Consider the following 23591-nt stretch of genomic DNA (forward strand, 5'->3'; position numbering starts at 1 on the left):
GGCTACCATCGGCAGTTATATTACTTTGTAACTGCGCGCTGGTTATGTGATCCACGTCTTCTTGTAAATGATACGCAGCACCATCACAGCTAATAAAGCTGTGTACAAGTACTAAAAGTATCACTATTAAAAAACGCTTTGAATACATTGCCTACCTATTAAATTCAAAAAGTTACATCTCTTTAAAGCTTGAGTATAACGGGAACAAACTTCATAATAAACCTTCTAGTTACTGGAAGGTCAATATGCAAATTAAACAACTCTCGAATTTAGTTAATCTTAACGCAAAAACAATTCGCTATTACGAACAAATAAACCTTATTCCAGCCCCAAAACGTGCTAGCAATGGATACAGAACCTACACCCAAGCTGATACAGAGCGTCTTATTTTTATTCGACGCTGTCGCGATTTACAAATTCCAATAGACGATATTAAAACTCTACTTGTTGCGCAATCATACGGCGATAAATCGTGTGTTGAGGTTGACGATATTATCGAAAACCAATTAATTAAAGTACGAGCGGCACAAAAAGAACTTAAAAAGCTCGAGGTATCGTTAGCCAGCTTATTAACTAACTGCACCGCAAATACTATAAACGACTGCCAAATAATAAAAGAATTAAATAGTTAATATATATAAAAAAACCGCTAACCTGCAAGGCTAGCGGTTTTTATTAATAGCACTTTAAATTAAGCGACTGCTTGTTCTAAAATTTCACGACTTTGTATTAGCGTGATTGCTTGGTTTTCACCAAGGGCAAGCATGCCATGCACTTCAAGCTTGCCAATAATATTGTCAATGGCTGCTGCTTTATCTTCACCATGTTCAGTAAGCTGCGTAGCTACATCAAGGCTATGGTAAAACGCTTCAATTGCTTGAATCGTTAGCTCTGCTAAATCGTCTGATTGTGCAAGGCCAAATACGTTTTTACCCATTTGCTCAAGTTTTGCTTTTTTAACTGCAAATTGATTGCGTAGTAAAGAAGGCTGAACTATTGCAAGCGAACGCGCATGGTCAACACCGTATGCAGCTGTAAGCTCGTGACCAATCATGTGGGTTGCCCAATCTTGCGATACGCCAGAACCAATCAAACCGTTTAATGCTTGATTCGCTGACCACATAAGATTTGCACGCCATGCGTCATCTTGGTTTTCAAAGTTATCGCCAAGTACTTTAAGTGCTTTAAGCAATGCTTCAGCGTAACCATCTTGTACTAATGCACCTTCAGGGAACGTTAAGTACTGCTCACAGGTATGCACCCATGCGTCTACTAAACCATTTACAAGTTGACGCTGTGGTAATGTTTTCATTACATCAGGGTCCATAATCGCAAATTTAGGTTGTACTGCTGGTGACATAAACGGGAGTTTTTGTTTTGTAGCAGCTTTGCTTACTACTGAGCCTTGGTTAGACTCTGAGCCAGTAGCTGGTAATGTAAGTACTGCACCAATTGGTAATGCGCTAGTTACTTTATGCTTACCAGTAGGAATATCCCAACCTTCGCCATCGTATACTGCTGAAGCTGCAATGTATTTAACGCCGTCAATTACTGAGCCGCCGCCAACACCTAGTACAAAGTCGATGTCTTGTTCTTTACAGATTTTTACTGCTTGATCTAGTACTTCAATTGTTGGGTTAGCGCCAACGCCCGAAAACTCTACCCAATCAAAACCTTCAAGTGCTGCTGCAACTTGGTCGTATACGCCGTTCTTTTTAATTGATCCGCCGCCGTACACAACTAGTACTTTTTGATCTTTTGCGATCAAATCAGTTAGTGAGGCTATTTGTTGTTGGCCAAATTGAATTAGTGTTGGATTTACGTAGCTAAATTTCATTATTTTATCCTAGGGTGACGATTAAATATGGTTCAACTTACTTAGTTACTAACTAAGTAAATTTTCAATGAGTGCATATTACTGGCAAAACAAACATAAAAAAAGCCCAATAACGCGCAAAAGCTTGCCTAAAACTATCAACATTGTTATTTTACGTAAAAGTCAGCCATGTAAAGATGCTTTTATGCCCACCATTGCCAATATGCTGCAGCAGTACGCAGAGCACAATCAGTTACTCAATTTTGAAGGCACGATGGAAACCATTATTACTGGAGTCTATTTTCATCGCGCCAGTAAAAGCTCGCCGCGACAGCCGCTTATTTATAACTCTGGGATTATTGTGGTCGGGCAAGGGCATAAAGTAATTCATTTTACAGATCATAAAATACAATATGGTGCGGGGGATTATTTAGTATTGGGCGTTCCTGTACCGCTAGAGTGCGAAGCCTTTACTGATGGCGACTTACCAGTGCTTGGGATTGCTGTTGATATTAACCCTGCGTTATTGCACAAACTCGTTAACCAAATGACTGAGCATAAACAATTTGCTCTGCCACCAACATGCGGGCAAATGAGTGGCGTGCAATCAGCTAAACTCGATAACGCGATGGAGCTGGTAACTAAGCGTTTATTAACCGTGTTAAATAACCCACTTGAAGCACAAGTATTTGGCGAAGATATAGTAAAAGAATTAGTATACCGTGTACTTTGCGGCCCCCAAGGACATACCTTATTTGGCCTTGCTATGCACGACGGCCACTATGCACGTATCGCCCGTACGCTCTCAACTATGCACAGTAGTTATGCCAATCAAATTACGGTTGAAGGGTTAGCTGAAGATGTAAACATGAGCGTATCGTCGTTTCATCGTGCTTTTAGGCAAGTAACGTTTGAATCCCCTCTACAGTATTTAAAAAAAGTACGCTTAGCTAAGGCTAAAGAACTTATAACCACTAGTGGAAGTAAAGCCAACGAAGCTGCATTAAAGGTTGGCTATACCAGCCCATCGCAATTTAGCCGCGAATTTAAACGCCACTTTAATAAAACACCTAGCGAAGTATTAACTCAATTACACAGTTAATTTAACTAATTAACTAATAGCTAAATAGGTGGGCTCTGCTAGTATAAAAAAATGTAGTTGAGCTTGGAAGTGCTTATGGCTGACAAAAAACATCATAAAAATACAGTTCCTAATATTTTACACGGAGGTGCTAAATATGTATTTCTTTTTTTTATTTAATAGCATTTAATAGCAATGCAGGCGATTTTTGCGATATTACCCCCTTAAATAGTCAGTCCCCTCCATCATCTTTACAACCTAATACAACTTCTGAACTTCAGGCAAAACGCGGTACAAACCAATTTCAGCTTGACTGCTTGTTAAAGCGTGGCGGCGTACTTTCGTTTTTGCGCCCAGGTCTTGATGATTTTACATGGCAGCAAAACGGTGTAATAAAGCAGCCATTAAAATCGGCACAAGTGGCATTTTTAATGGACTCAGGAAACTTTACAGCCATTATTACAGTTGAGTCAAAACTTAACTATACACCACGCTTTAAGTGGCAAAATACACAAGTTTTTTTAAAGAAACACAGCAACATAATCTCATTATGGGTGCTTTTTATGGGCTGTGTATCACACTCATTTTTTACGTATTTATAATGGGCTACAGGCTTCACGACAAGATATTTAAGCTATACAGCGCTTATATTTTTTGTATTGGCAGCTTTATTTTGCTTCAAGAAGGCCAACTCTATTTATTTATAACTGACCACGTTTCATCACTCCTATTTGATTTGTACTTACTCAGCTTAGGTTTAACAGTACTCAGTGCTACATGGTTTATGTGCGCATTACTTGAACTAAACAATAGATGGCCAAAAACAAGTAAGATTTAAAAAATTATGGCCGGTACTGTTATGTGCTTTTCTTTAATAAAAATATTGTTCAGTAACACTTTGATTTGGCAAATAGCTGGCAACATCATGGCTTACGGCTCATTAATTATTGTGACTGTTATTTTTGTTTTAGCGGCACAACAGGCTCGCAAAAGAATACGCGAAGCAACGCTTGTTTTTGTAGCATTGAGCTTGGTGCTCGTAAGCATGATATTTAGAGTATTACTTATTAATCAAAGCCCATTTATGCAACGTTACGGATTTATTTTGGCTTTCGCTGTGGAGTCATTTTTACTAGCAGTAGCTGTTTCTAGGCGTATTAGCCGTATGCGAATCGCACAAAAACGCGCCGAAACCGAAGCCGATTACGATCACCTTTGTGGCATTTTAAACCGCCGTGGCTGGGGTAAAAAATCGTCAGAGCTGATTGAGCTGCATGCAAAAAAAGGCGGAGTTTTATGTTTAATGTATATAGATTTAGATGACTTTAAACAGATAAACGACAATTATGGGCATGCCGTAGGCGATGAAGCTTTATGTAAAGTAGCCGCCAGTTTAAAAAGTATTGTACGCACCAGCGATGCAGTCGGCCGCTTAGGCGCGATGAATTTGTAGTACTTGCCCACTTTTACAGCAAAGCGCAAGTAAGCCCAAAAACACACCATCTAAAAATAGAGTTAGATAAACTCGCCATCACGCATAACGACCAACCTATTGCTATAAAGGCAAGCATTGGTAGCAGCGTATTTAGTGAGCCTCCTAAAAATATTGACGAAATTTTAAAAGCCGGCGACACCGCTATGTATCATGAAAAACTACAGCGTAAAGTAAAGCCGCTCACTTTAGTTGATAGCTAACTTTAAGTATTTAAAACCGTAGCCTGCTTAGCAAACTGCTTACGGTTTATATAGTGGCTAAAATACACATCCACCTAATGAACCAATAATACCGCCATTAAGAATTTTAAACGTTGAGGCTTGTTTGTCACTAAAATGGGCAACACTGCCCATTACCGCTAAAATAAGCGGAAAGGTAGATATTAACCCGCTCCATGCAGACCCTATATGCTGCGATATAAACGTAACAAGCACGATAAAGCCCGTCACTAATATCATTTTACCAAAAGCTCCCAGCGGGCATTTAATGGTTTTGCATCAACTGATATATTTAGCCTTGTAGAGATAATAGCTAAACCGAGTAAAATACAAAGCGAAATCACCCTCGCCACAATAATATTCACTGGTAAAAATAAAGTAATAACGCTAAATACACACCAAATACTCAACGCTGTAAAAAGCGATTTAAGCATTCCAAATCTTCGTGAAACAACCAAGTAACTAAAACAAAATAAGCCTATACCGCTCATACCATAAAGAGAGGCCGCCGCTGAGTTAGCTGCAAATAATTTACCTTGTTCTAATGCTATAAAATAAGAAATAGGCCAGAGGTAATAGGCAAGCCAGGAACTATGCTGCTAACAAAACTACCAAAGCGTTTTTGGGCGAATGTTATTAGTAAAATAAGCAAAGGTGCAATTATGAGTTTAAGCAGCATAAATAACAATAAAGTATGAGAGTTTAAATTAAGTCTACGTGTCTATACCTACATTGTAGAGTGAATAAAAATCATGTATGTAGCGTAATTTTTTTACCTGTAAATATTAACTAATTTATCAAAACACTGATTAATAGTTATAAAAAACCACTTATTAAAGTGGTTTTTTAGCTTAACTTAAACAACAGCATTTATACTTTTTTAAATAAAACCTCTGGATTTACCATGGTTTTCATTTCAAGCACATTGCCATTTGGATCTTCAATAAAAAACGTTTCTTGCTCAAACTCATCACCAATAAAACGGCGGTATGGTTTATCTAGGTATTCAATACCCGCATCTTCAATACGTGTTTTTAACCCGTTAAATTCATCTTCAGAGAGGTGAATCCCAAAGTGAGGTACTGCCACAGCTCCCATATCTACATCATGGCGAACTGTTGGTAAGCGCTCAACACTCTGGTGCAAGGTAAGTTCATTACCCCAAAAATCTATATCTACCCAGCGACCTTCTTCACTGTTACCCGTTTTACAGCCTAGTACGTCACAATAAAACGCTTTAGCCACTTTTAAATCGCCAGCCGGAATAGCCAGATGCAAACAGTTAGACATAAATAACCCTTGGTTAACACTTTAATACATTAAATTATCGCCATTATACATAACTTGTGATTTATAGAACATTAACAGCGGCACTATTAAGCATATTTAATACCTAAAAGCCGTTTAAAAAACACGCTTTTAAAGTTTGTAATTACTTATAGCATTTATTTGTTAGAGAGTATTAGAAAGCGCAAAAGGATTAGTTTAAAATGCGCCGCTATGATTAAATTCTTATTTTTAAAATTCATCACTTTCTTTTTAGGCTTTGTAGCTTGCTTTACTATGCACACTACTTTTGCATTACCTTTAGTGATTTCTGCTGCGCTAACGGGACTTATTGGCTCGTTTATTCCTTTTCCTGCACATTATAAAAACCATCCGTATGCTGCAATTTATGCTGGTAGCTTTGCAGGTATGTGTTCAACTCATTTAATTACCAGTTACTGGGAAATTGCTATTATTTCGCTTATTGGCTCAAGTTTGTATGTGCTTACTATGAATATGTTTACAGGTTTTGGTGGCAAGCTTGGTAGTGTTGCCTTTGCAAGTGTGGCACTTTTTGTATTAGCCAGAGGAATAGTATTATGAGTATTGAATATCCATTACTTGTACTGCTTGGGGCTTTTTTAACATTTTATTTAGCTAAGCATAGTCGCTTTGACGGGGTTAGAGCGTCGTCTTCACTTTCTATTATTGCTTATTTAATTTTTAGCGCTTTAAATTTGAACCCCGATTTATACGCGATTGTATTTTTTGGCGGTACATTTATAGGTATGAGCGCCCCACATCGATTTGGTATTTATACTGTAGCAAGCTCATCTATTTTGTTTTCAATCTTATTTGAGCATCTTGTACCAAAACTTGACGGCTACGGCGGTGCATTGGGTATTAGTGCATTTTTATCTGTATGTATTTGCCATACCTGTATTTTGTTAGGTGCCCCAAGAAGTAAAAAGCCGCCACCAGTTCAATAAAAAATTATTGAACTGGTCTAGTTTCTCCCAGCATTCGCTTTAAAATAGTAGAAAAATTAGAGTGTAAAATATTCATGTTTTAAGCTGTTCTTTTTCTTTGCAAGTCTGTTAGAATCTTTCGCGAACTTTATTTACCCTAAATAAAGACAATCATATATGGATTTATGAAAATGAAAAAACTAATCGCAGTAGCAGCTCTATCTTTACTTCCTTTCTCAAACGCAATGGCTGACCAAGATATTGGTTGTGGTCTTGGTTCTATGTTATTTGCAGGTCAGCAAGGTAAAGGCGTTAAAATTTTAGGCGCTACAACAAACGGTACTTCTGGTAACCAAACTTTTGGTATCACTTTTGGTACTTTAGGTTGTGATGGTACTGGTACAGTAACTTCTTCAGAAAAAATTGCTTTATTCATTGACGGTAACATGGAGCAACTTGCTCGTGATATGTCAAAAGGTGAAGGCGAAACTTTAGCTACTCTAGCTGAAGCTTGGGGTGTTGCAGATCAAGATAAAGCAGCATTCAACGCGCTTGCTCAAGCACAGTTTTCTTCAGTATTTACTTCTGAAAACGTAACTTCGCAAACAGTTTTAGAAAACCTAAACACTGTTCTTGCAAGTAACGCACAACTTGCTTCTTATACTCTTTCTTAATCAGCTAAATTAGCCGGTTTTATACGTATAAATAAAGCCGCTGGAGTATTTCTCTAGCGGCTTTTATTGTTTAGTGATTATGAAAAAAATATTCTTTGTTTTATCAATTGCGCTGTTTAGTACTTACGTAAACGCTCAAAGTTTTAAAAATGACACCTTAGCAACCGACCCTTACTGGCTCAAATTAGGTCATTACCGTGGGGCCACATTAGGTGGTTGGAAAAGTGAAGTAGATAGGGCTGAGTTTTTTTTATCTCCTATAGGTAAAACGAGTCCACTGGACGAACTTGAAGCCACTATAGCCGCATTTAGTGGTAAAAATACTGACCCAAAAACAACACAATCTCGCTGTCGGTTTCCAGCACGCTATAAATGGCTAAAAACAAAAATTAAAAATAACTGGCCCGCGCTTAATTGCCCAGAGCTTCAAACGTGGCAAAAAATAATAAACCCAAAAGGGGTTACGTTAGTTTTTCCTACTGCATTTATGAATAGCCCATCATCAATGTTTGGTCACACCTTACTTCGTATTGATGCAAAAGATCAGACTCGCCATAAAGAGTTGCTCGCATTTGCGGTTAATTTTGCAGCAGAACCAGACGGCTCAGACAATGCAGCTATGTACGCACTAAAAGGCCTGATTGGCAGCTACCCAGGTAAGTTTTCGCTTATGCCGTACTATAAAAAAGTACGCGAATATAATGATTTAGAATCTCGTGATATTTGGGAATACAAACTTAATTTATCTGAGCTACAGGTAGAGCTTATTTTATTGCACTTATGGGAGCTACAATCAGCTACATTTGATTACTTTTTTATTGATGAAAACTGCTCTTACCAATTACTTGCATTATTACAACTCGCACAAGAGGACCTTGATTTAACATCGTCATTTAATATGCAAGCTATTCCATCAGATACCGTTGCAGTACTAAGAAATAACAACTTACTACAATCACCTAATTACCGCCCTGCTTTTGGCACTAAGCTTTACCATTACTCTACTCAAATGACTAACGAACAACTTGATGATGCAAGAGAGTTAATACAAGGTGGCTCCCTCAATACTCGTAATTACTCACAGTCGCAATTAGTCGCAATATTAGAAATGGCGTATGAATGGTTAAATTTTGAATTTTACGATAAAGCATTAAAGCGTGAAGAAATTGCCCCGCGACTAACTAAGCTACTACTAATGCGCAGCAAATATAAAGTAGCTTCGCCATTTACTAAGCCAAGTCGTCCTATTGCTTCTCCAGAGCAAGGTCATGGCTCTTCTAAAGTAACGCTAGGTAGGGTACAAAATAATAACCAAGCAAACCTTACAAATTTTGGTTATAGGCTTGCGTATCATGACTTACTAGATAGGCCTGAAGGTTTTATAGCGGGTGCACAAATTAGTTTTTTTGATTTGGAAGCCGCTATTACTGACGAAGGAAATGCAGATATTGAACATTTTTACTTATTAGATGCTATGTCGCTTGCACCCGATAACCGCGTATTTGATAGCTGGTCGTGGAACTTTAAAATGGGCTTTGACCGACAACCAAGTGACAATAAACGTTTAGGCCGCTTTTTTACAAAAGGAGGTTATGGTAAATCTTATGGCGATCCTAATAATCTACACGGCTATATTCTTGGTCAATTTGAGCTAAATACAGGCGATATAACCGACCGACTTAGTACTGGAATAGGCAGCGAAGCCGGTGTAATTTGGCAAATAAACAATAACCATAAACTCGCTTTAACTGGCAATATATTATGGCTAACTGATAACGCAGCAAGTAAGCACAGCGAAATAGCTATAACATGGAATTACGCTGTTTCTCGCAATGTATCGCTGCGCAGCAAAGTACAGCATGCTCAATGGCATAGCCATAATTCATCAATGAGTTTAGCTATGCAGTTTTACTTTTAACTTTTTCAATATTATTTATATTTAATGCTACTTGTAGGGTAGCCAAATAGCACTCTACATTTAGCTTTTATTCCCGATGCCTTATAAACACTTTTCAATAAGTGCTCCCACTGATGAAACGTAATAACGACTGGGTTATTGCTATTAAGCTGCCCTATAATGCCGTATTTACAAGGCTTTGATTTATCTTCTTCTACAAAGGTGCCAAATAACTTATCCCAAATAATAAGTACACCTGCAAAGTTTTTATCAAGGTAGCCTGTATTTATTGCGTGATGAACTCGGTGATGCGAAGGCGTATTAAATACTTTTTCAAACCAGCCTAACTTACCCACTATTTGAGTATGTACAAAAAATTGATACGCCAAATTTAATGCAACCACGCTAAATACTGTTAGCGGTTCAAATCCGATTAAAATCATAGGTAGCCAAAACACCCACATACCGGCTACGGGGTACATTAAGCTTTGCCTAAATGCGGTGGTGAAATTCATTTTAGTTGAGCTGTGGTGCACCACATGTGCAGCCCACAACCAATGAATATGATGCGATGCTTTATGAAACCAATAATACAAAAAATCTTGCAGTAAAAATGCAAATGCAATACTTAATACACTCACTTCAATATCAAACAATCTATAGTCATACAACCAATTAAATAAAGGCATTAACAGCAGTAACGCAATAGCATCTGCGCCTTGGTGTAATAGCGCTAACACTGTATTTGCTAGGCTATCTTTTATGTCGTAATAGCGCTTAAACTTAATAAACTCACAGCAAACAAATATCAAAAATAACGGGCTAAGAGCGAGCAAAATAATTTCTGAGTTCATACTTTACCCGCCAAAAAATAATTATTTAAATTGTTTAACGCTTGGGTTATATCTTTTGTAATAGCATATTTAAGTAATGCATTTGGCATCCACCACGGAGCTGAGCAGCTTATGCAATAGTTAAGTTCGGTAACTAAAGTATTGATGTCTTTATTTGCAGTGAGGTATATATCGCCTCGATGATTAGCTACTGGTTTATCGCCTACTATTTGGTAACTGATCTGATTTTGATCGGCACTGATTATTTGCTCTGAAAAAGTTATTTTACCTATTTTCACTTGCCTAACAGATCCTTTTCCGCCTTCTATTTGCCCTTCGTCTTGTGCTTGTAGCAGCGTAAATTTGGCATTAAAAAATCGATGCAACTGTTGATGATCCAATAGTGTGCTTATTATTTGTTTTGGCTGTGCATTAAGCGTTTGTTTTATTGTTATAAGTATCATTTTTACAGCAAGAGGTTATTAGGCATTCAACTAGCATATAAAAATTTAACGTGGCAAACTTGCTAATACACGACTATTTTTTAGCTTTAGATGACAAATGCACACATTGGCTGATCATTACTTTTCAAGTATTCTTGATTACTTACAAGCGCAAGGCATTAGTACTAAAACGGCTTTGCACGCTATTAGCTTTGACGAATTTAGTAATCAACGTACCCATCAATTAGCGCCGCGTATTAGTTTAAATAGTTACAATGCCTTATTAGTTTATGGCAAAAAAACACTTAACGATCCTCTTTTTGGTTTTACCCTAGGTCAGCAAATTCGCACTGCTGACTACGGCGTTTTAGGTTACTTAATTGAATCAAGCGATAACTTAAGCAGTGCCATTAAAGCATTGTTAAGCTACGACAGCTTGGTGGCTGATATTGGTAAAGCCAAGTTTGAACTAAATACTGATACAGCAACTATTCGTTGGATTGCTCATCAAAGTTGTAATGAGCATGTTGTTTTACGAAACATGACCGCGTGGGTAAGTGTAATTCGCCAGTTAATAAATTTAACGCTTTCGCCAAGTAGTATTAGTTTCACTTATAATTGGTTGCCATCGCAAAGGCGCGCCCTTGAATCATGGTTTAAATGCCCTGTAAAAAGCAGTGCTGAATATAATCAAATTAGCTTTCCGAGCGATTATTTGACGCTGCCCTTTAAAACCGATAACGCCATTATTAATTCTACTTTTAAGCAATTGTCAGAGCAGCAACTCTCTAACTTTAAAAGCCAGCAGTGTATTGACGATAAAGTTAATCAGTTACTTACAGCTAAAACTACCTTGCAAAACTGCAACCTAATAGGCATAGCTGATGCGCTTAATTTAACACCCCGAACGCTACAACGACGCTTAAAACAACAAGACTTAACCTTTGCTCAGCTACTTGAAAAAGAACGTAAAAAACGTGCAGATACATTAATAGCCAGCATGCCACTTGCTGATTTATCTAATATTTTAGGATTTAAAGATCAAAGCTCTTTTAATCGAGCTTTTTTACGCTGGCATAAATGCTCGCCATTACAATTTATAAAATACAAAACAGCAAGTACAGCCAAGTAAATGCAAATTATTTACGTTATATAAACATAATATATATATGTTTTAGTTAATACTCTCTACACTAGGTGTATTATTGCTTTAAAAGATTTTTTATGTTTTTGCGTGTTTTATTAAGTGCTTTTGTATTTATTTTATATAGCCCCCTGTGTAACGCCGATTCGGTTACTTTTATAGCTGAAGACCTTCCTCCTTATCACTTTAAAAATCAGCAAGGTGAAGTAAGCGGCGCTTTAGTCGACATTGCCAAAGCAGTTGTGAAGCAAACAAACTTAACCGCTAATTTTGAAATAATGCCTATGGCCCGCGTTTTTAAGGAGCATAAAACAAATACCAACGCCATAATGTTGTCTTTGTTAAAAACCCCAGAGCGGATTAATAAATATACGTGGTTAGGGGAAGTGTATTTTGCAGATGCTTATTTAATTAGCTTAAAAAGCCATATAGATGAAGTTGTTCACTTAAATTTTGCTAAAGAGTATAAAGTAGCAACCATTCGTGGCTACCTGAGCGAAGCCTACTTAAAGCAAAAAGGCTTTACCGAAAATAACAACTTAATACTGGTCAGTTACTATAATCAACTTTGGCAAATGCTTTATAAAAACCGAATCGACTTTGTAGTAACTAATACACTTACACTTAATAACGAGCTAAAAAGCCTAGGACTCGATCCTAGCCTAATAACAAAACGAATTCATTTAAGCGATCTTCCCTCCTCACTTAATTTTGCAGCAAGTAATCAACTTAATCCTAAAACAGCTAAAGCACTCTCTGACGCATTAAGTAGTATTAAAGAAAATGGTGAATACCATGCCATTTTAAACAAGTGGCAACTTTTATTACCAAACACGACTACCTTGCAGCACTAACCATAGTTAAAGCCCGACATTAGTTATTGGCAGTGGTTATTTAGTTATTGGCAGTGGTTATTTAGTTATTTGCTAAACGCGGCAAAGCAAACTACAAAATTAAAAATCTCCTCCCCCCCAAAATAGACTACACCTTAGCGCCAAAATCTACGTTAAACATCACTAAATGAATAGCCAAGCACATATAAAATACATACCGCAAACACTTCCATAAAAGCCGTTAAAAAACACCTAAACCAAATTGGTATAACAAAAAATCATTTAAAAAATATTTAATTTTACTAATTGGTAAGTTTTAATTGTTAAATTGGTATGCTAGATTGAGATTAAGCGATGCCTGTACCGCACAATTTTTACTTCATCACACAGAGACAATAATGATAAAAAATACATCCACATTTAAACTTACGGCTTTAGCCGTTATCACCCCTTTACTTTTTACCGCTTGTTCAAGTACCCAAAGCACTAATCAGCAAAGCGATGCGCCGGTACCTGCAACAAAGTTTGATTTATCTCACTGGAAAATAAATGTACCAGTGGATTTAAACAACGACGGTAAAATTGATGAAATAGATGTAGAAGAAATTCAGACTTACGCACACCCTGATTTTTTCTACCTTGATGAAAAAGGCTACATGGTATTTACCTCCCCTAATAAAGCGCTTACAAGTGCTAACTCTACTAATACCCGTAGTGAACTTAGACAAATGATCCGTGGATCAAATACTAAAATTAAAACTAAACACTCTAAAAACAACTTTGCTTTAGCTGTTCACCCGCTATCTGACAGATTTGGTTCTGTTGGTGGAAAAATGGAAGCAACATTAAAAGTAGATCACGTTGCGCTACGTGCTACCGACCCTGATAAAAAAGCAGCTTACTCGGTTGTTATAGGGCAAATTCACGCAGGTAAAGATCAGGCACTTATTGATACCAAGCTTGGTTATGGCTGGGGCAATGAGCCACTTAAAATATATTACAAAAAATGGCCAGGACATAAAACAGGCTCAGTTTTTTGGAACTACGAACGTAACTTAGCTAAAACGAATCCTGATCGTACAGACATTACTTACCCAGTTTGGGGTAATACATGGGAAAACCCTAACGAGCCAGGCGGTGCAGGTATTGCACTAGGTGAAGAATTTAGCTACACGGTAAATGTGTATAAAAATGTTATGCACCTTACATTTAGCGCACAAGGCAAAGAAGACGTTAATTACTCTATTAACTTAGGTAATAACGTAGATGCTTATGGCAAAGTGGACGAAAAAGACCATCCACATGGCTACGCTGCAGATTGGCATTACTTTAAAGCCGGCGCTTATAACCAATGTAGTACTAAAAGCGCGAAAGGTATTTGGTACCCAGGTTGTTTAGGTACTGGCGATTGGTCTACAGATAAACAAAATGGCGATTACGCTCAAGTAAGCTTTAGTAAACTAGCGTTAAGCCCAGCGACACCGCCAACAAAATAACTAGGCTAGTACAGCCTCAGATAAGTAATTTTTTAGTGATGTAAACAGTGGCGTTGGTAGATTATTAATATCGTACCAGCGCCACTTTAAACATTTATTAGGCTCTTTAAGCTCAGGCTCTCCGCCTTCAAAATCAGCTTTTACATACAGCGTAATATAGTGTTTGTTCTCTGCTGTAAAAATATCATTGGTAAAATCAAGCTTAGTAATTTTACTTACCTTTAAACCTGTTTCTTCAAACACTTCTCGTATTGCACATTGCTCAACACTTTCACCAAACTCTAAATGTCCACCAGGTGTTGCCCATGTATTAGCACCATGCGCGCCAATGCGCTCACCTAGTAAAATTGTGTTTTGGTGCTTTATGATAACCGCCACACCAACTCTTACTACGTTACTCATATCGTATTTTCTCTTATTTTTACTGCCCGCCATGCTGAACCACACGCTTTGTGTTGTCAATTTGGTATTTTTAAAACCAGTGTGTTGATTAACTTTTAGCCGACCAAGGTCGAATAGCTTGCTTACTAAAAAAAGCCTACATTTTGTAAGGTCTCTCACACACAAATTTAGCTTTAGGAGCCTTACATGTCAGGCGAATATAAACAGCAATATAATGCCTTTAAACAAAACCCAGCCGAGTTTTGGCTCGAACAAAGTAAAAATATTCCATGGTATAAAACCCCCACAAAAGTATACACACAAGACGACGACGGGCTTTACCATTGGTTTAGTGACGGGCAATTAAACACCAGTGTTTTAGCGCTAGACCAGCACGTTATTGCCGGATTTGGCGAGCAAACTGCACTGATTTACGACTCTCCAGTCACTAATACAAAGCAAACTTATAGCTACTCACAACTACAACAAGAAGTTGCTAAATTTGCAGGCGTAATACAATCGTTAGGTGTTATAAAAGGCGACCGCGTTGTTATTTATATGCCAATGATCCCACAAGCTGTTATTGGTATGTTGGCGTGCGCGCGCCTTGGTGCTATTCATTCGGTGGTATTTGGTGGATTTGCTGCACACGAACTGGCTGTACGCATTGATGATGCCAAGCCCAAGCTTATACTTAGCGCCTCATGCGGTGTTGAAGTAAACAGCGTTATTGAATACAAACCACTCATTGATAACGCAATAGACTTAGCTGCGCATAAAGTAGAACACTGCGTTATTTATCAGCGTCCACAAGTAACCGCCACTCTTAAGCCTAAACGAGACATAGATTGGACTCAGGCAATGCAAACGGCTGCAAGCGCAGATCCGGTGCCGGTAAATGGAGATGACCCGCTTTATATTTTATATACCTCAGGCACGACAGGCACACCCAAAGGCGTAGTACGCGAAAATGGCGGTCACGCAGTGGCAATGCAATACAGCATGGCAACCGTTTATGGTATGAAGCCCGGCGACGTATTTTGGGCAGCGTCTGACATTGGCTGGGTAGTTGGGCACTCTTATATAGTTTACGCACCGCTAATGTATCGCTGCGCGACCGTATTATATGAAGGTAAACCCGTTAAAACGCCCGATGCTAGTGCATTTTGGCGCGTGGTAGAAGAATATAAAGTAAATGCATTATTTAGTGCCCCCACCGCATTTAGAGCAATTAAAAAAGAAGACCCAAATGCCGATGGTTTTAATCAATACGATACCTCAAGCTTAAAACGTTTATTTTTAGCTGGCGAGCGGTTAGATCCTCCCACTTACGAGTGGCTTAAAGAAAAAACCAAACTGCCAGTGCTCGATCATTGGTGGCAAACAGAAACCGGCTGGGCTATTGCTTGTAACCCTGTAGGGCTTGAGTACTTAGCAACAAAACCTGGCAGCTCTACCGTGCCAACTCCAGGTTTTGACGTGCGAATATTAGATATGGATGGCAATGAATGCAAAGCTAACGAGCAAGGCGCCGTGGTAATTAAACTGCCACTTCCACCGGGTTGCCTACCAACAATTTGGCAAGATACTCCGCGCTTTAAAGCAAGCTACCTAAATGAATACGAGGGGTATTATTTATCTGGCGATGGCGGTTATATTGATGAAGACGGCTACCTATTTATTATGGGCAGAACCGACGACGTTATAAATGTAGCAGGGCATAGGCTTTCTACCGGCGAAATGGAAGAGATAGTAGCCGCGCACCCTGCTGTTGCTGAATGCGCTGTTTTTGGTGTAAACGATCCCCTAAAAGGGCAACTCCCTATGGGAATGATCGTGCTTAAAAATGATTTTATGGGCTCAAGTATCGACGTGGAAGAAGCACTTGTTTTAAGTGTTCGTAATCAAATTGGCGCTATTGCGTGCCTTAAAAATATAGTTAGCGTAGATAGGCTGCCCAAAACACGCTCGGGTAAAATACTGCGTAAAAATTTACGTCAACTAGTTGATGGCGAAGAACTACAAATACCTTCAACCATAGATGATGCCAGTATCTTTGAAGAAATAAACCAACAACTAACACAAAGATAAACCCAACCAACCTATCTAAAGCCATTTTTATAATGGCTTTTTATTTCATCCTTATATTTGATCCTTTGACTTAAGTTTAGGTTTAGTTTTAGTTTTAATTTAACCAATAACTGAAATTTTTTACGGCTTAATGCTTTCTTCTTTTAATAGCGTTATTAATTTAATCAATTTTAAAAGGAATGGTGTATGCCCCGCTTGCTACAAAAACTATTAACTACAGCCCTATTATTTATAGGCTTTGCCACACAAGCCTATGAAATAGAAGACTTAGGGGACGGCTTACACCGCTTTATAGACGACAGACACCGCTCAGTATTTTTAATCACTTCTTAAGGTGCAATTGTTACCGACCCGCTTAATAAAAAAGCCGCCACCTGGTTAAACGAGCAAATTAAAACTCGCTTTAACGTACCGGTAAAATATGTAATTTATAGCCATAATCACAGCGATCATATTTACGGCGCCGAGGTATTTAAAAGCCCGCACACCACGTTTGTAGCGCATAAACTCGCTGCGCAAGATATTAAAAACACACAAATGAAAACAGTAACGCCCAGCCTTACTTTTGATGATGAGCTACTACTTACCCTTGGTGATTCCTCAGTAAAACTTAACTACCATGGTCCAAACGATGGTCGTGGTTCGGTTAGTATATTATTCGAAAAGCAAAAAACGTTATTTGTAGTTGATTGGATTGTTATTGGCAGAATGCCGTGGCAAAAGCTGTGGAGTTACGATATTCAAGGCATGATTAACTCAACCCAAGCGCTACTCAAATATAACTTTGATACCTTTGTAGGCGGACATGCCGATATTGGCAGCAAGGCTGATGTAGCGCGCTATTTAAGTTATTTAGAGCTTTTATACAGCCAAGTAACAGCAGGCGTTTTAGCCGGTAATACGCTTGATGAAATTAAACAAAATGTAAAATTAGACCAATTTAGTGACTTTAAACAGTTTGATGCATGGTTACCGCTTAACATAGAAGGCGTGTACGAGCGTTTAATGGAAGAGTCTGGTATGGGTTGGCGCAGCGATTTATAAGCTTTAGTCTAATAATTATTGGTATTGCCGTATTTAACGCAATACCAATGTATTCATTAATTAGTTAAATAAAGTTATTACTGATCAAACCTTTTTAATCTACCTCAATTACTTTAAGCAGTAACCTACATACAAACCGAGTAAGTAATACTCCAATTGCATCTAGTTCATTTACACAAACCCACGCTTTGGGAATAAACATACTTTATAGGCTGGATATATTTAGGTATTTTAAAAACGTCTTAGGTTTACCAAGCATTCATAGGGATTTTTAAAGGTACTTGGCTACCATCTTCATTCTCTAAAAGTAATTGTAAAATCTCTCCAGACTCCTTGCGCATTAATTCTTTTGCTTCACTGGCAGGGCAGCCTGGAATTTTACAGCCTTCTATAGAAATGATTTCCTGTCCTGCAACAATCCCTGCTTTTTCAGCGGGTGAATTAGGCTCTACTTTTTCAATAATAAATGATGTTACCGTCGGGCTAAAAAAACCATCAGCGCCAACGTTCCCCACAACTCCAAGTTTAACCTTCTCTGCAGCCAAGGCATTGAAAGAAGTAATTGAGATTAAAATAATTATGAATTTGAACATATGAATTAACACTCCATGTAAGTCTATCGTTAATATTCTTTACTATTCATAGTTTTAACAAATTACTTAACACATTACTATCACTAAGTTTTTATATTCTCAGCGTTAAATTAAATATTTTTGAATGTAACAACCTAAGTATAAAAAAGTCTATTAACTAAAATCGACCACCACTTCATAACGCCCAGGCATGTCGTTTACTTCGTATACCCAACCGTGTCGTTTTATTATTTTTTCGCTTAACTCCAACCCTAAACCGTAGCCAATATTAGCGGGCTTGTTTGTGTTATTAGCACTGTGTGGCGTATCTGTTTGTGCGCTGCTATTTACTATAATTACGCGGCTACCTTGTTGAGTAATACGCACTTGCCCTTGTTGCGTATGCTGATACGCATTACGTATTAAGTTAGTAAGCACAATGTGGCATGCGGTGGTTTCGGTATTAATAGTTGTACTTTGGTTATCGGTATTTATAAGTACATCAACTTGTTTTGAATTGAGTAAATAATCGAGTTCGTTACTCAAAGTCGTTATTTTTTCGGCTAGGTTTACAGGCTCTGGTGCACTTTGCTGGTCGTCATTTCTGCTAAGCCACAATAACGTCTCGGTTAAATCGCTCATGGTTAAACCGGCGCGCTCTATTCGCTGCAGTGTAAGTTGCTGTTTGTCGCTTAAAGGTGCTTTTTCGCTTAAGCGGTTAAGTAATTCAACGTTGCTGCGAATAACCGAAATTGGTGTACGTAACTCGTGGCTCGCATAACTTAAAAAGCGCTGTTCTCGCTCAAGGCTGTCGTGAGCTGAAAGCAAGCTACTGCGTATTAACGTTGCTAAGGTATTTAATTCGTTATAGGTAAAGTCGGGCGGCGTGTTTTGTAAATTATTTTGATTTAACGACTTAGCCCAACCACGTAGCGATTCAACTGGCTTAGCTATTTTTTTCATTACCATAAACAAAAAGAAGGTAAATAAGGCAATGGCTGCAAAACCTGTTATGGCTATCAATGTCATACGGTGTATTGGTTTTACAGTTCCCATTCTTTTAGGGCGATCTTTTTCAAGCATAATGCGCGATATATAACGCGCCTCACCATTTGGGTTTTGATAGTAAACAACAAAAAACAAGTCTGCGGGCATAGCAAACAATGAGGTGTCATCTTTCATTTTTTGTAGTACGCCTGCTTCATTTGGCATAACTTCAAATTTTTGCTGTATTATTTCTGGCATGTCTTCCCAACGGCTTGCCACATTAAATCCAACAATATTTTTTGGCTGACCGTCTTCAACTTCAGTGGTTTGCGAAAGCTCAAACATAACTCCGTTTAACCCTCGGTCTAAGCCATCAATAAAATAATTAACACTTAAAAACGAAAAACCAATTGCCATTAATGAACTTAAAAGCACCATGGTGGCAAAAAAATACAACCTCAGGCTGGGTCTAATTTTCATGCTTGTGTCTCATTTTTTAATTTTAGCGCAAACCCTACACTAGGTATTGTTTCTAGTACGGCTTGGCAATGCGCTTGCTCTAGCTGTTTACGCAAATGATGAATATGCACTTTTAAGCTATTGCTGTCTGGCTGATCGCCTCCCCATATTGCTTGCATAATTACCTGTCGGGTTACCGGTTTTTGCTGCTCTCGTACAAGCACTTCTAATAACTTAAAAGTAATGGGTGATAACTTTAAACTGTGCTCTGCCACTGTTGCTGTATGCGCGGTTAAATTAAGTGTTAAATTAGCAAATGTAAGTCGCTTAACCTCTCCACTTTTACGCTTTGCTAATACTTGAACCCGCGCTACTAGCTCTTTCATCGCAAATGGTTTTACTAAATAGTCGTCACTACCGGCTGCAAACCCCTCAAGCTTATTGTCCAGGCTATCGCGCGCTGTCAGCATTAATACTGGTATATCAATGCCTTGCTCACGCAATGATTTACACATGGTTAAACCGTCCATTTTGGGCATGTTTACATCTAATATAATCATTTGATATTGATTACGTTCTATTAAATTTAAACCCATTACGCCATTGCTTGCATGGTCACACTCTATTGACTCAATTTCGAGATAATCAACAATGGTGGTTGCCAAATCTATGTCGTCTTCAACCAGTAGTACGTTTATCATTAAGAGGCTACTTCCTGCGTTTTATTTTTAGCACCTAGCGATATTAGCACAGCATCAATACCGCGTTTAGCATCGGTTTGAATCATCAATAATGCAGGTATAAGTATTAAGGTAATAACCGTGGCAAACAAAATACCGTAGCCAAGTGATGCCGCAGCAGGAATTAAAAACTGTGCCTGCATTGAGGTTTCGCTAAGTAGCGGCACTAAGCCTGCGTACGTCGTAATTGAGGTAAGTAATACCGCACGTAATCGGCTCGTACACGACTCAACTATGGCATCGTGCGTGCTCATGCTCTCTTCTTTTACTAGTTCGTTAAAGCGTGAAACAAGTAATAAGCTGTCGTTTACAACTACCCCACTGAGCGCCAAAATACCATTTAACGACAATATACTAATGGTTAAGTCGTTCCACCAATGTCCTAAAATAGCGCCCACAATGCCAAACGGAATTGCTACCATAATCAACATAGGTTGAATGTACGATTTAAGCGGAATAGCCAGCAACACGTAAATAACTAATAAAGCCGCTACAAACATAGTGCTCATTGAGCTGGTGGTTTCGCTTTGTTGCTCTGCCTCTCCTGCAAAATACACACTTAAGTTAGGAAATTGCTGTGTTAACTCTGGAATTAAGTCGCGCTTTAAGTTAGCAACTAACTCGTTTGGAGCAATCACGTTTTTATCTACTTGGGCGCTTAAATAAATTGCACGAAGTCCATCAATGCGGGTTATTTCATCTTGCTGATATTCACTGCTTACTGTGGCTACGTTAACTAAAGGGACAACGGTGCCATCAGGCAGGCGAATACGCGACTGCATTATATCGGCAGGTGTTTTACGAGCATCTTCTGGGTAGCGTACACGTACTTTAACTTCGTCTTTATTACGTTGGTAGCGCTGTACAACTGCACCACCAAAGGCTTGCAGTACTTGCTTTGATAAACTGGCTGTATCCATGCCAAGCGCGCGCCCTTGTGCATTTAGGGTAAATTTAAGCTGTGGCTGACCTGGGTTTAAGTTGTCGTCTATTCCGTTAACGCCTGCGGTATTTTGTAAGCGCTCCTTAAATAGTGCGCCCGCCGCCATTACGGTTTCGTCGTCCCACGCTTTAAGTTCAACTTTAAAGTTATCGACCATTTTACGCATGGCTAATATTTGTAATTTTTTACTGCCCTCAAGGCTACCTGCTACGCGCTGCCATTCTTGAGCAAATTCGCTTGCTGTAAAAGCGCCTTCGTTTAATAGCTCAACGCTTACTTCACCGCTGGTGTCGCTGCTACTAATGACTTGTAGGCTGGTTATTTCGCTTTTGTCAGAGCTCAACTTAGTCATTAAGTTTTGCTCAGCTTGTAATGCACTTTGCTCAAGCGTTAGTAAATTTGTATTTGTTTGCCCATAAGCGGCGTCGTTTTGCATAACCAAATCGGCTGTTACGGTATCGCCTGCAATACTTGGGAAAAAACCAACTTTAACTGTGCCTGTCATCGGCATGCCAATAACTAATATAAAAAAGGCGATAAACGCAGCCACTACGGCGTATCTAAAGCGCAGTGAAAATTCAATAACCTTGCAGTAAATGTTTTTACTAAACCAGTTTAAGCCGCTATCGGCGCCATGTTGTATTTTTGACCACAGACCTCCTAAGCCTTTTTTAACTTGGCGTTTAGTACTTATGTGGGCTAAATGCGAGGGTAAAATAAGTTTTGATTCAACAACTGAAAGCAGTAAACAAATAGTCACTACAGTGGCAAATTGAGAGTAAATTTTACCTAAGTTACCTGACACATTCGAAAGCGCCACAAACGCAGCCACCGTGGTTAACACCCCAAATATTGTTGGCACAGCAACCTTCATGGTGCCTAAAACTGTATTATTTAATGTATCGCCATGCTTTTTACGTGTGGTGTAAATACTCTCGCCTACAACAACGGCATCGTCTACCACTATGCCCAGCGCCATAATAAAGCCAAAGGTGGTCATTTCGTTTATGGTCAGTGCGGTGTAGCCATCGGTCATAAAATAAAGCGTGCCAAAAAATACAAACGGCAAGCCACCAGCCACCCACAGTGCTACACGTACATTTAAAAATATGGCAAGTATTACAAACACCATAATAATACCGGTCACCGCATTTTTAGTAAGTAGCGATAAACGCTCGGTGATCATGGTGCTTTTGTCGTGCCAGCTTTCAAGCTCTACATTTTGGGGTAATAAACCGCTTTCGTGCCATTTATCTATTACGCTATTAGCTTGTTCAACAATGGTAGTTATATCGCTGTTATCGCCCATTAAAATTTCAACGCCTACGGCATTTTGTTGGTTATAACGGCTTAATGAGTTGCTATCTTCGGCAAATGAGTCGGTAACGGTTGCTACATCGCCTAACTTAATTTGTGTGCCTGATGCGGTTCTTAACAATACAATATTGGCAAAGTCGCGCTGCCAGTAAGCTTGGTCGGCGGCTTTTAAGCGTATAATTTTACTGCTATCGCGCAAACTAGTCGAAAGCGGGCTTGATGACTCATTGTTAATGACCTCACTTACATCACTAATAGTTAAGCCATACGCTTGTAATTTACCTTCGTCGATTTCTATGGACATCATCGGGTCGAGCACACCCGATTGCTCTACGTCGCTAATGCCTGATTGCGCTAATAAATCGGCTTTAAGTTTTTCACCCAGGTTTTGTAATGTATGGCGATCTGCATCCCCAAAAAGTTGCAGCGTTAATGCATGATCTTGCCTACGGGCTTTATCAATAACAGGTTGCTCAGCATCTGCCGGAAAGTTATTAATAGCGTCAACTTGGTTTTTAACGTCAACAAGTAACTCATCGAGTGAGTAATCAGTACTTTTTTCAATGCTTACATGGCTNCTGCCGCTAGCATCGGATGTAGAGGTAATACGTTTAATACCCGATACGGTTTCGAGCGCTTCTTCTATTTTTAACGCTATTCCTTCTTCGGCTTGCAATGCATCGCCACTGTCGTAAACCACCGATACCGAAATAGTATCTGGCTCTAAACTCGGAAAAGCCTCTTTACGTAAAGTCGTAAGCGACATAATACCCATTACAATCACACTAACTAACAATAAGTTAGCGGCAACAGAGTTATTTGCAAACCAATTAATAATACCGTGCAGCGGGTTATTATTACTGGGTATTTGAGGTGGTTGATGAGGGCTCATT

Annotated in this window: 23 protein-coding genes and 3 pseudogenes (1 of these 26 cut by a window edge); 14 read left to right on the top strand and 12 right to left on the bottom strand. The window is 38.8% G+C overall.

The window, feature by feature from the left end; all coding sequences use genetic code 11:
• Window positions 1-148: pseudogene (locus tag L655_RS0117785) on the bottom strand (hypothetical protein) (it extends 170 nt beyond the left edge of the window).
• A gap of 97 nt (window positions 149-245) precedes the next feature.
• On the opposite strand from L655_RS0117785, the gene L655_RS0117790 reads away from it, so the two are divergent.
• Window positions 246-632 (top strand): Cd(II)/Pb(II)-responsive transcriptional regulator, encoded by a 387-nt coding sequence (locus tag L655_RS0117790; RefSeq protein WP_024605794.1) that lies wholly within the window; start codon window positions 246-248, stop codon window positions 630-632.
• A gap of 59 nt (window positions 633-691) precedes the next feature.
• On the opposite strand, the gene L655_RS0117795 is transcribed toward L655_RS0117790, so the two are convergent.
• On the bottom strand, window positions 692-1837 hold the full coding sequence (locus L655_RS0117795) for an iron-containing alcohol dehydrogenase (protein WP_024605795.1): 1146 nt from the start codon (window positions 1835-1837) through the stop codon (window positions 692-694).
• Between the two features lie 184 nt (window positions 1838-2021).
• Here L655_RS0117795 and L655_RS0117800 point away from each other — a divergent pair, with 184 nt between their 5' ends.
• The 4 genes and pseudogenes from L655_RS0117800 to L655_RS1000000128130 all read left to right on the top strand — a co-directional run bounded on the left by L655_RS0117800 (window position 2022) and on the right by L655_RS1000000128130 (window position 4592).
• Complete coding sequence (locus tag L655_RS0117800; protein ID WP_024605796.1) at window positions 2022-2918, top strand: AraC family transcriptional regulator; 897 nt, start codon at window positions 2022-2024, stop codon at window positions 2916-2918.
• Between the two features lie 296 nt (window positions 2919-3214).
• Window positions 3215-3499: a hypothetical protein gene (locus L655_RS1000000128120; protein WP_024605797.1), complete on the top strand. Its 285-nt coding sequence runs from the start codon at window positions 3215-3217 to the stop codon at window positions 3497-3499.
• On the top strand, window positions 3499-3735 hold the full coding sequence (locus tag L655_RS1000000128125) for a 7TM diverse intracellular signaling domain-containing protein (protein WP_024605798.1): 237 nt from the start codon (window positions 3499-3501) through the stop codon (window positions 3733-3735). The genes L655_RS1000000128120 and L655_RS1000000128125 overlap by 1 nt, the downstream gene beginning before the upstream one ends.
• Window positions 3736-4062: 327 nt before the next feature.
• Window positions 4063-4592, top strand: a pseudogene (locus tag L655_RS1000000128130) (GGDEF domain-containing protein).
• Between the two features lie 57 nt (window positions 4593-4649).
• Here L655_RS1000000128130 and L655_RS1000000128135 read toward each other — a convergent pair.
• The 3 genes from L655_RS1000000128135 to L655_RS0117815 form a co-directional block, all read right to left on the bottom strand.
• The gene (locus tag L655_RS1000000128135; protein ID WP_024605800.1) at window positions 4650-4850 is read right to left on the bottom strand and encodes a hypothetical protein; all 201 of its coding nucleotides are present in this window, start codon (window positions 4848-4850) and stop codon (window positions 4650-4652) included.
• Window positions 4847-5044, bottom strand: coding sequence for a hypothetical protein (locus L655_RS1000000128140; protein ID WP_240915878.1), 198 nt, complete (start codon window positions 5042-5044; stop codon window positions 4847-4849). The genes L655_RS1000000128135 and L655_RS1000000128140 overlap by 4 nt, the downstream gene beginning before the upstream one ends.
• 436 nt (window positions 5045-5480) lie before the next feature.
• Window positions 5481-5900: a VOC family protein gene (locus L655_RS0117815; protein ID WP_010554617.1), complete on the bottom strand. Its 420-nt coding sequence runs from the start codon at window positions 5898-5900 to the stop codon at window positions 5481-5483.
• Window positions 5901-6173: 273 nt separating this feature from the next.
• Here L655_RS0117815 and L655_RS0117820 point away from each other — a divergent pair, with 273 nt between their 5' ends.
• From L655_RS0117820 to L655_RS0117835, 4 genes are all read left to right on the top strand, one after another.
• A complete protein-coding gene (locus L655_RS0117820; RefSeq protein ID WP_024605802.1) occupies window positions 6174-6479 on the top strand; it encodes a hypothetical protein in 306 nt (101 codons plus the stop codon).
• Entirely contained in the window at window positions 6476-6865 is a 390-nt protein-coding gene (locus L655_RS0117825; protein WP_024605803.1) for a hypothetical protein, read from the top strand. The genes L655_RS0117820 and L655_RS0117825 overlap by 4 nt, the downstream gene beginning before the upstream one ends.
• Window positions 6866-7035: 170 nt before the next feature.
• Complete coding sequence (locus L655_RS0117830) at window positions 7036-7518, top strand: DUF3015 domain-containing protein (protein ID WP_002962856.1); 483 nt, start codon at window positions 7036-7038, stop codon at window positions 7516-7518.
• A gap of 79 nt (window positions 7519-7597) precedes the next feature.
• Window positions 7598-9436, top strand: a complete 1839-nt coding sequence (locus L655_RS0117835) for a DUF4105 domain-containing protein (protein ID WP_024605804.1) — start codon at window positions 7598-7600, stop codon at window positions 9434-9436.
• 11 nt (window positions 9437-9447) lie between these two features.
• Here the strand turns inward: L655_RS0117835 and L655_RS0117840 are convergent, their stop codons facing one another.
• Together L655_RS0117840 and L655_RS0117845 are read right to left on the bottom strand one after the other, a co-directional pair.
• The gene (locus tag L655_RS0117840) at window positions 9448-10269 is read right to left on the bottom strand and encodes a sterol desaturase family protein (RefSeq protein ID WP_024605805.1); all 822 of its coding nucleotides are present in this window, start codon (window positions 10267-10269) and stop codon (window positions 9448-9450) included.
• Window positions 10266-10712 (bottom strand): SRPBCC family protein, encoded by a 447-nt coding sequence (locus tag L655_RS0117845; protein ID WP_024605806.1) that lies wholly within the window; start codon window positions 10710-10712, stop codon window positions 10266-10268. Before L655_RS0117845 ends, L655_RS0117840 begins: the two co-directional genes overlap by 4 nt.
• Before the next feature lie 97 nt (window positions 10713-10809).
• Here L655_RS0117845 and L655_RS0117850 point away from each other — a divergent pair, with 97 nt between their 5' ends.
• The 3 genes from L655_RS0117850 (at window position 10810) to L655_RS0117860 (ending at window position 14164) form a co-directional block, all read left to right on the top strand.
• Complete coding sequence (locus tag L655_RS0117850) at window positions 10810-11823, top strand: AraC family transcriptional regulator (protein WP_024605807.1); 1014 nt, start codon at window positions 10810-10812, stop codon at window positions 11821-11823.
• A 92-nt stretch (window positions 11824-11915) separates the two neighbouring features.
• On the top strand, window positions 11916-12689 hold the full coding sequence (locus L655_RS0117855) for a transporter substrate-binding domain-containing protein (RefSeq protein WP_024605808.1): 774 nt from the start codon (window positions 11916-11918) through the stop codon (window positions 12687-12689).
• 377 nt (window positions 12690-13066) lie between these two features.
• Complete coding sequence (locus L655_RS0117860) at window positions 13067-14164, top strand: polysaccharide lyase family 7 protein (protein ID WP_024605809.1); 1098 nt, start codon at window positions 13067-13069, stop codon at window positions 14162-14164.
• Here the strand turns inward: L655_RS0117860 and L655_RS0117865 are convergent, their stop codons facing one another.
• Window positions 14165-14566: an NUDIX hydrolase gene (locus L655_RS0117865; protein ID WP_024605810.1), complete on the bottom strand. Its 402-nt coding sequence runs from the start codon at window positions 14564-14566 to the stop codon at window positions 14165-14167.
• 186 nt (window positions 14567-14752) lie between these two features.
• On the opposite strand from L655_RS0117865, the gene L655_RS0117870 reads away from it, so the two are divergent.
• Window positions 14753-16636, top strand: coding sequence for a propionyl-CoA synthetase (locus L655_RS0117870; protein WP_024605811.1), 1884 nt, complete (start codon window positions 14753-14755; stop codon window positions 16634-16636).
• A 186-nt stretch (window positions 16637-16822) separates the two neighbouring features.
• Window positions 16823-17680: pseudogene (locus tag L655_RS01000000125855) on the top strand (MBL fold metallo-hydrolase).
• Window positions 17681-17928: 248 nt separating this feature from the next.
• Here L655_RS01000000125855 and L655_RS0117880 read toward each other — a convergent pair.
• The 4 genes from L655_RS0117880 to L655_RS0117895 form a co-directional block, all read right to left on the bottom strand.
• On the bottom strand, window positions 17929-18273 hold the full coding sequence (locus tag L655_RS0117880; RefSeq protein ID WP_024605812.1) for a PDZ domain-containing protein: 345 nt from the start codon (window positions 18271-18273) through the stop codon (window positions 17929-17931).
• 153 nt (window positions 18274-18426) lie between these two features.
• Window positions 18427-19719, bottom strand: a complete 1293-nt coding sequence (locus L655_RS0117885; protein WP_024605813.1) for a HAMP domain-containing sensor histidine kinase — start codon at window positions 19717-19719, stop codon at window positions 18427-18429.
• Window positions 19716-20399 (bottom strand): response regulator transcription factor, encoded by a 684-nt coding sequence (locus L655_RS0117890; RefSeq protein ID WP_024605814.1) that lies wholly within the window; start codon window positions 20397-20399, stop codon window positions 19716-19718. The genes L655_RS0117885 and L655_RS0117890 overlap by 4 nt, the downstream gene beginning before the upstream one ends.
• Complete coding sequence (locus L655_RS0117895) at window positions 20399-23590, bottom strand: efflux RND transporter permease subunit (RefSeq protein WP_024605815.1); 3192 nt, start codon at window positions 23588-23590, stop codon at window positions 20399-20401. Before L655_RS0117895 ends, L655_RS0117890 begins: the two co-directional genes overlap by 1 nt.
• Window position 23591 lies beyond the last annotated feature (1 nt).

This window comes from Pseudoalteromonas sp. TAE79, from assembly GCF_000498015.1.
In the GTDB taxonomy this organism is placed as follows: domain Bacteria; phylum Pseudomonadota; class Gammaproteobacteria; order Enterobacterales; family Alteromonadaceae; genus Pseudoalteromonas.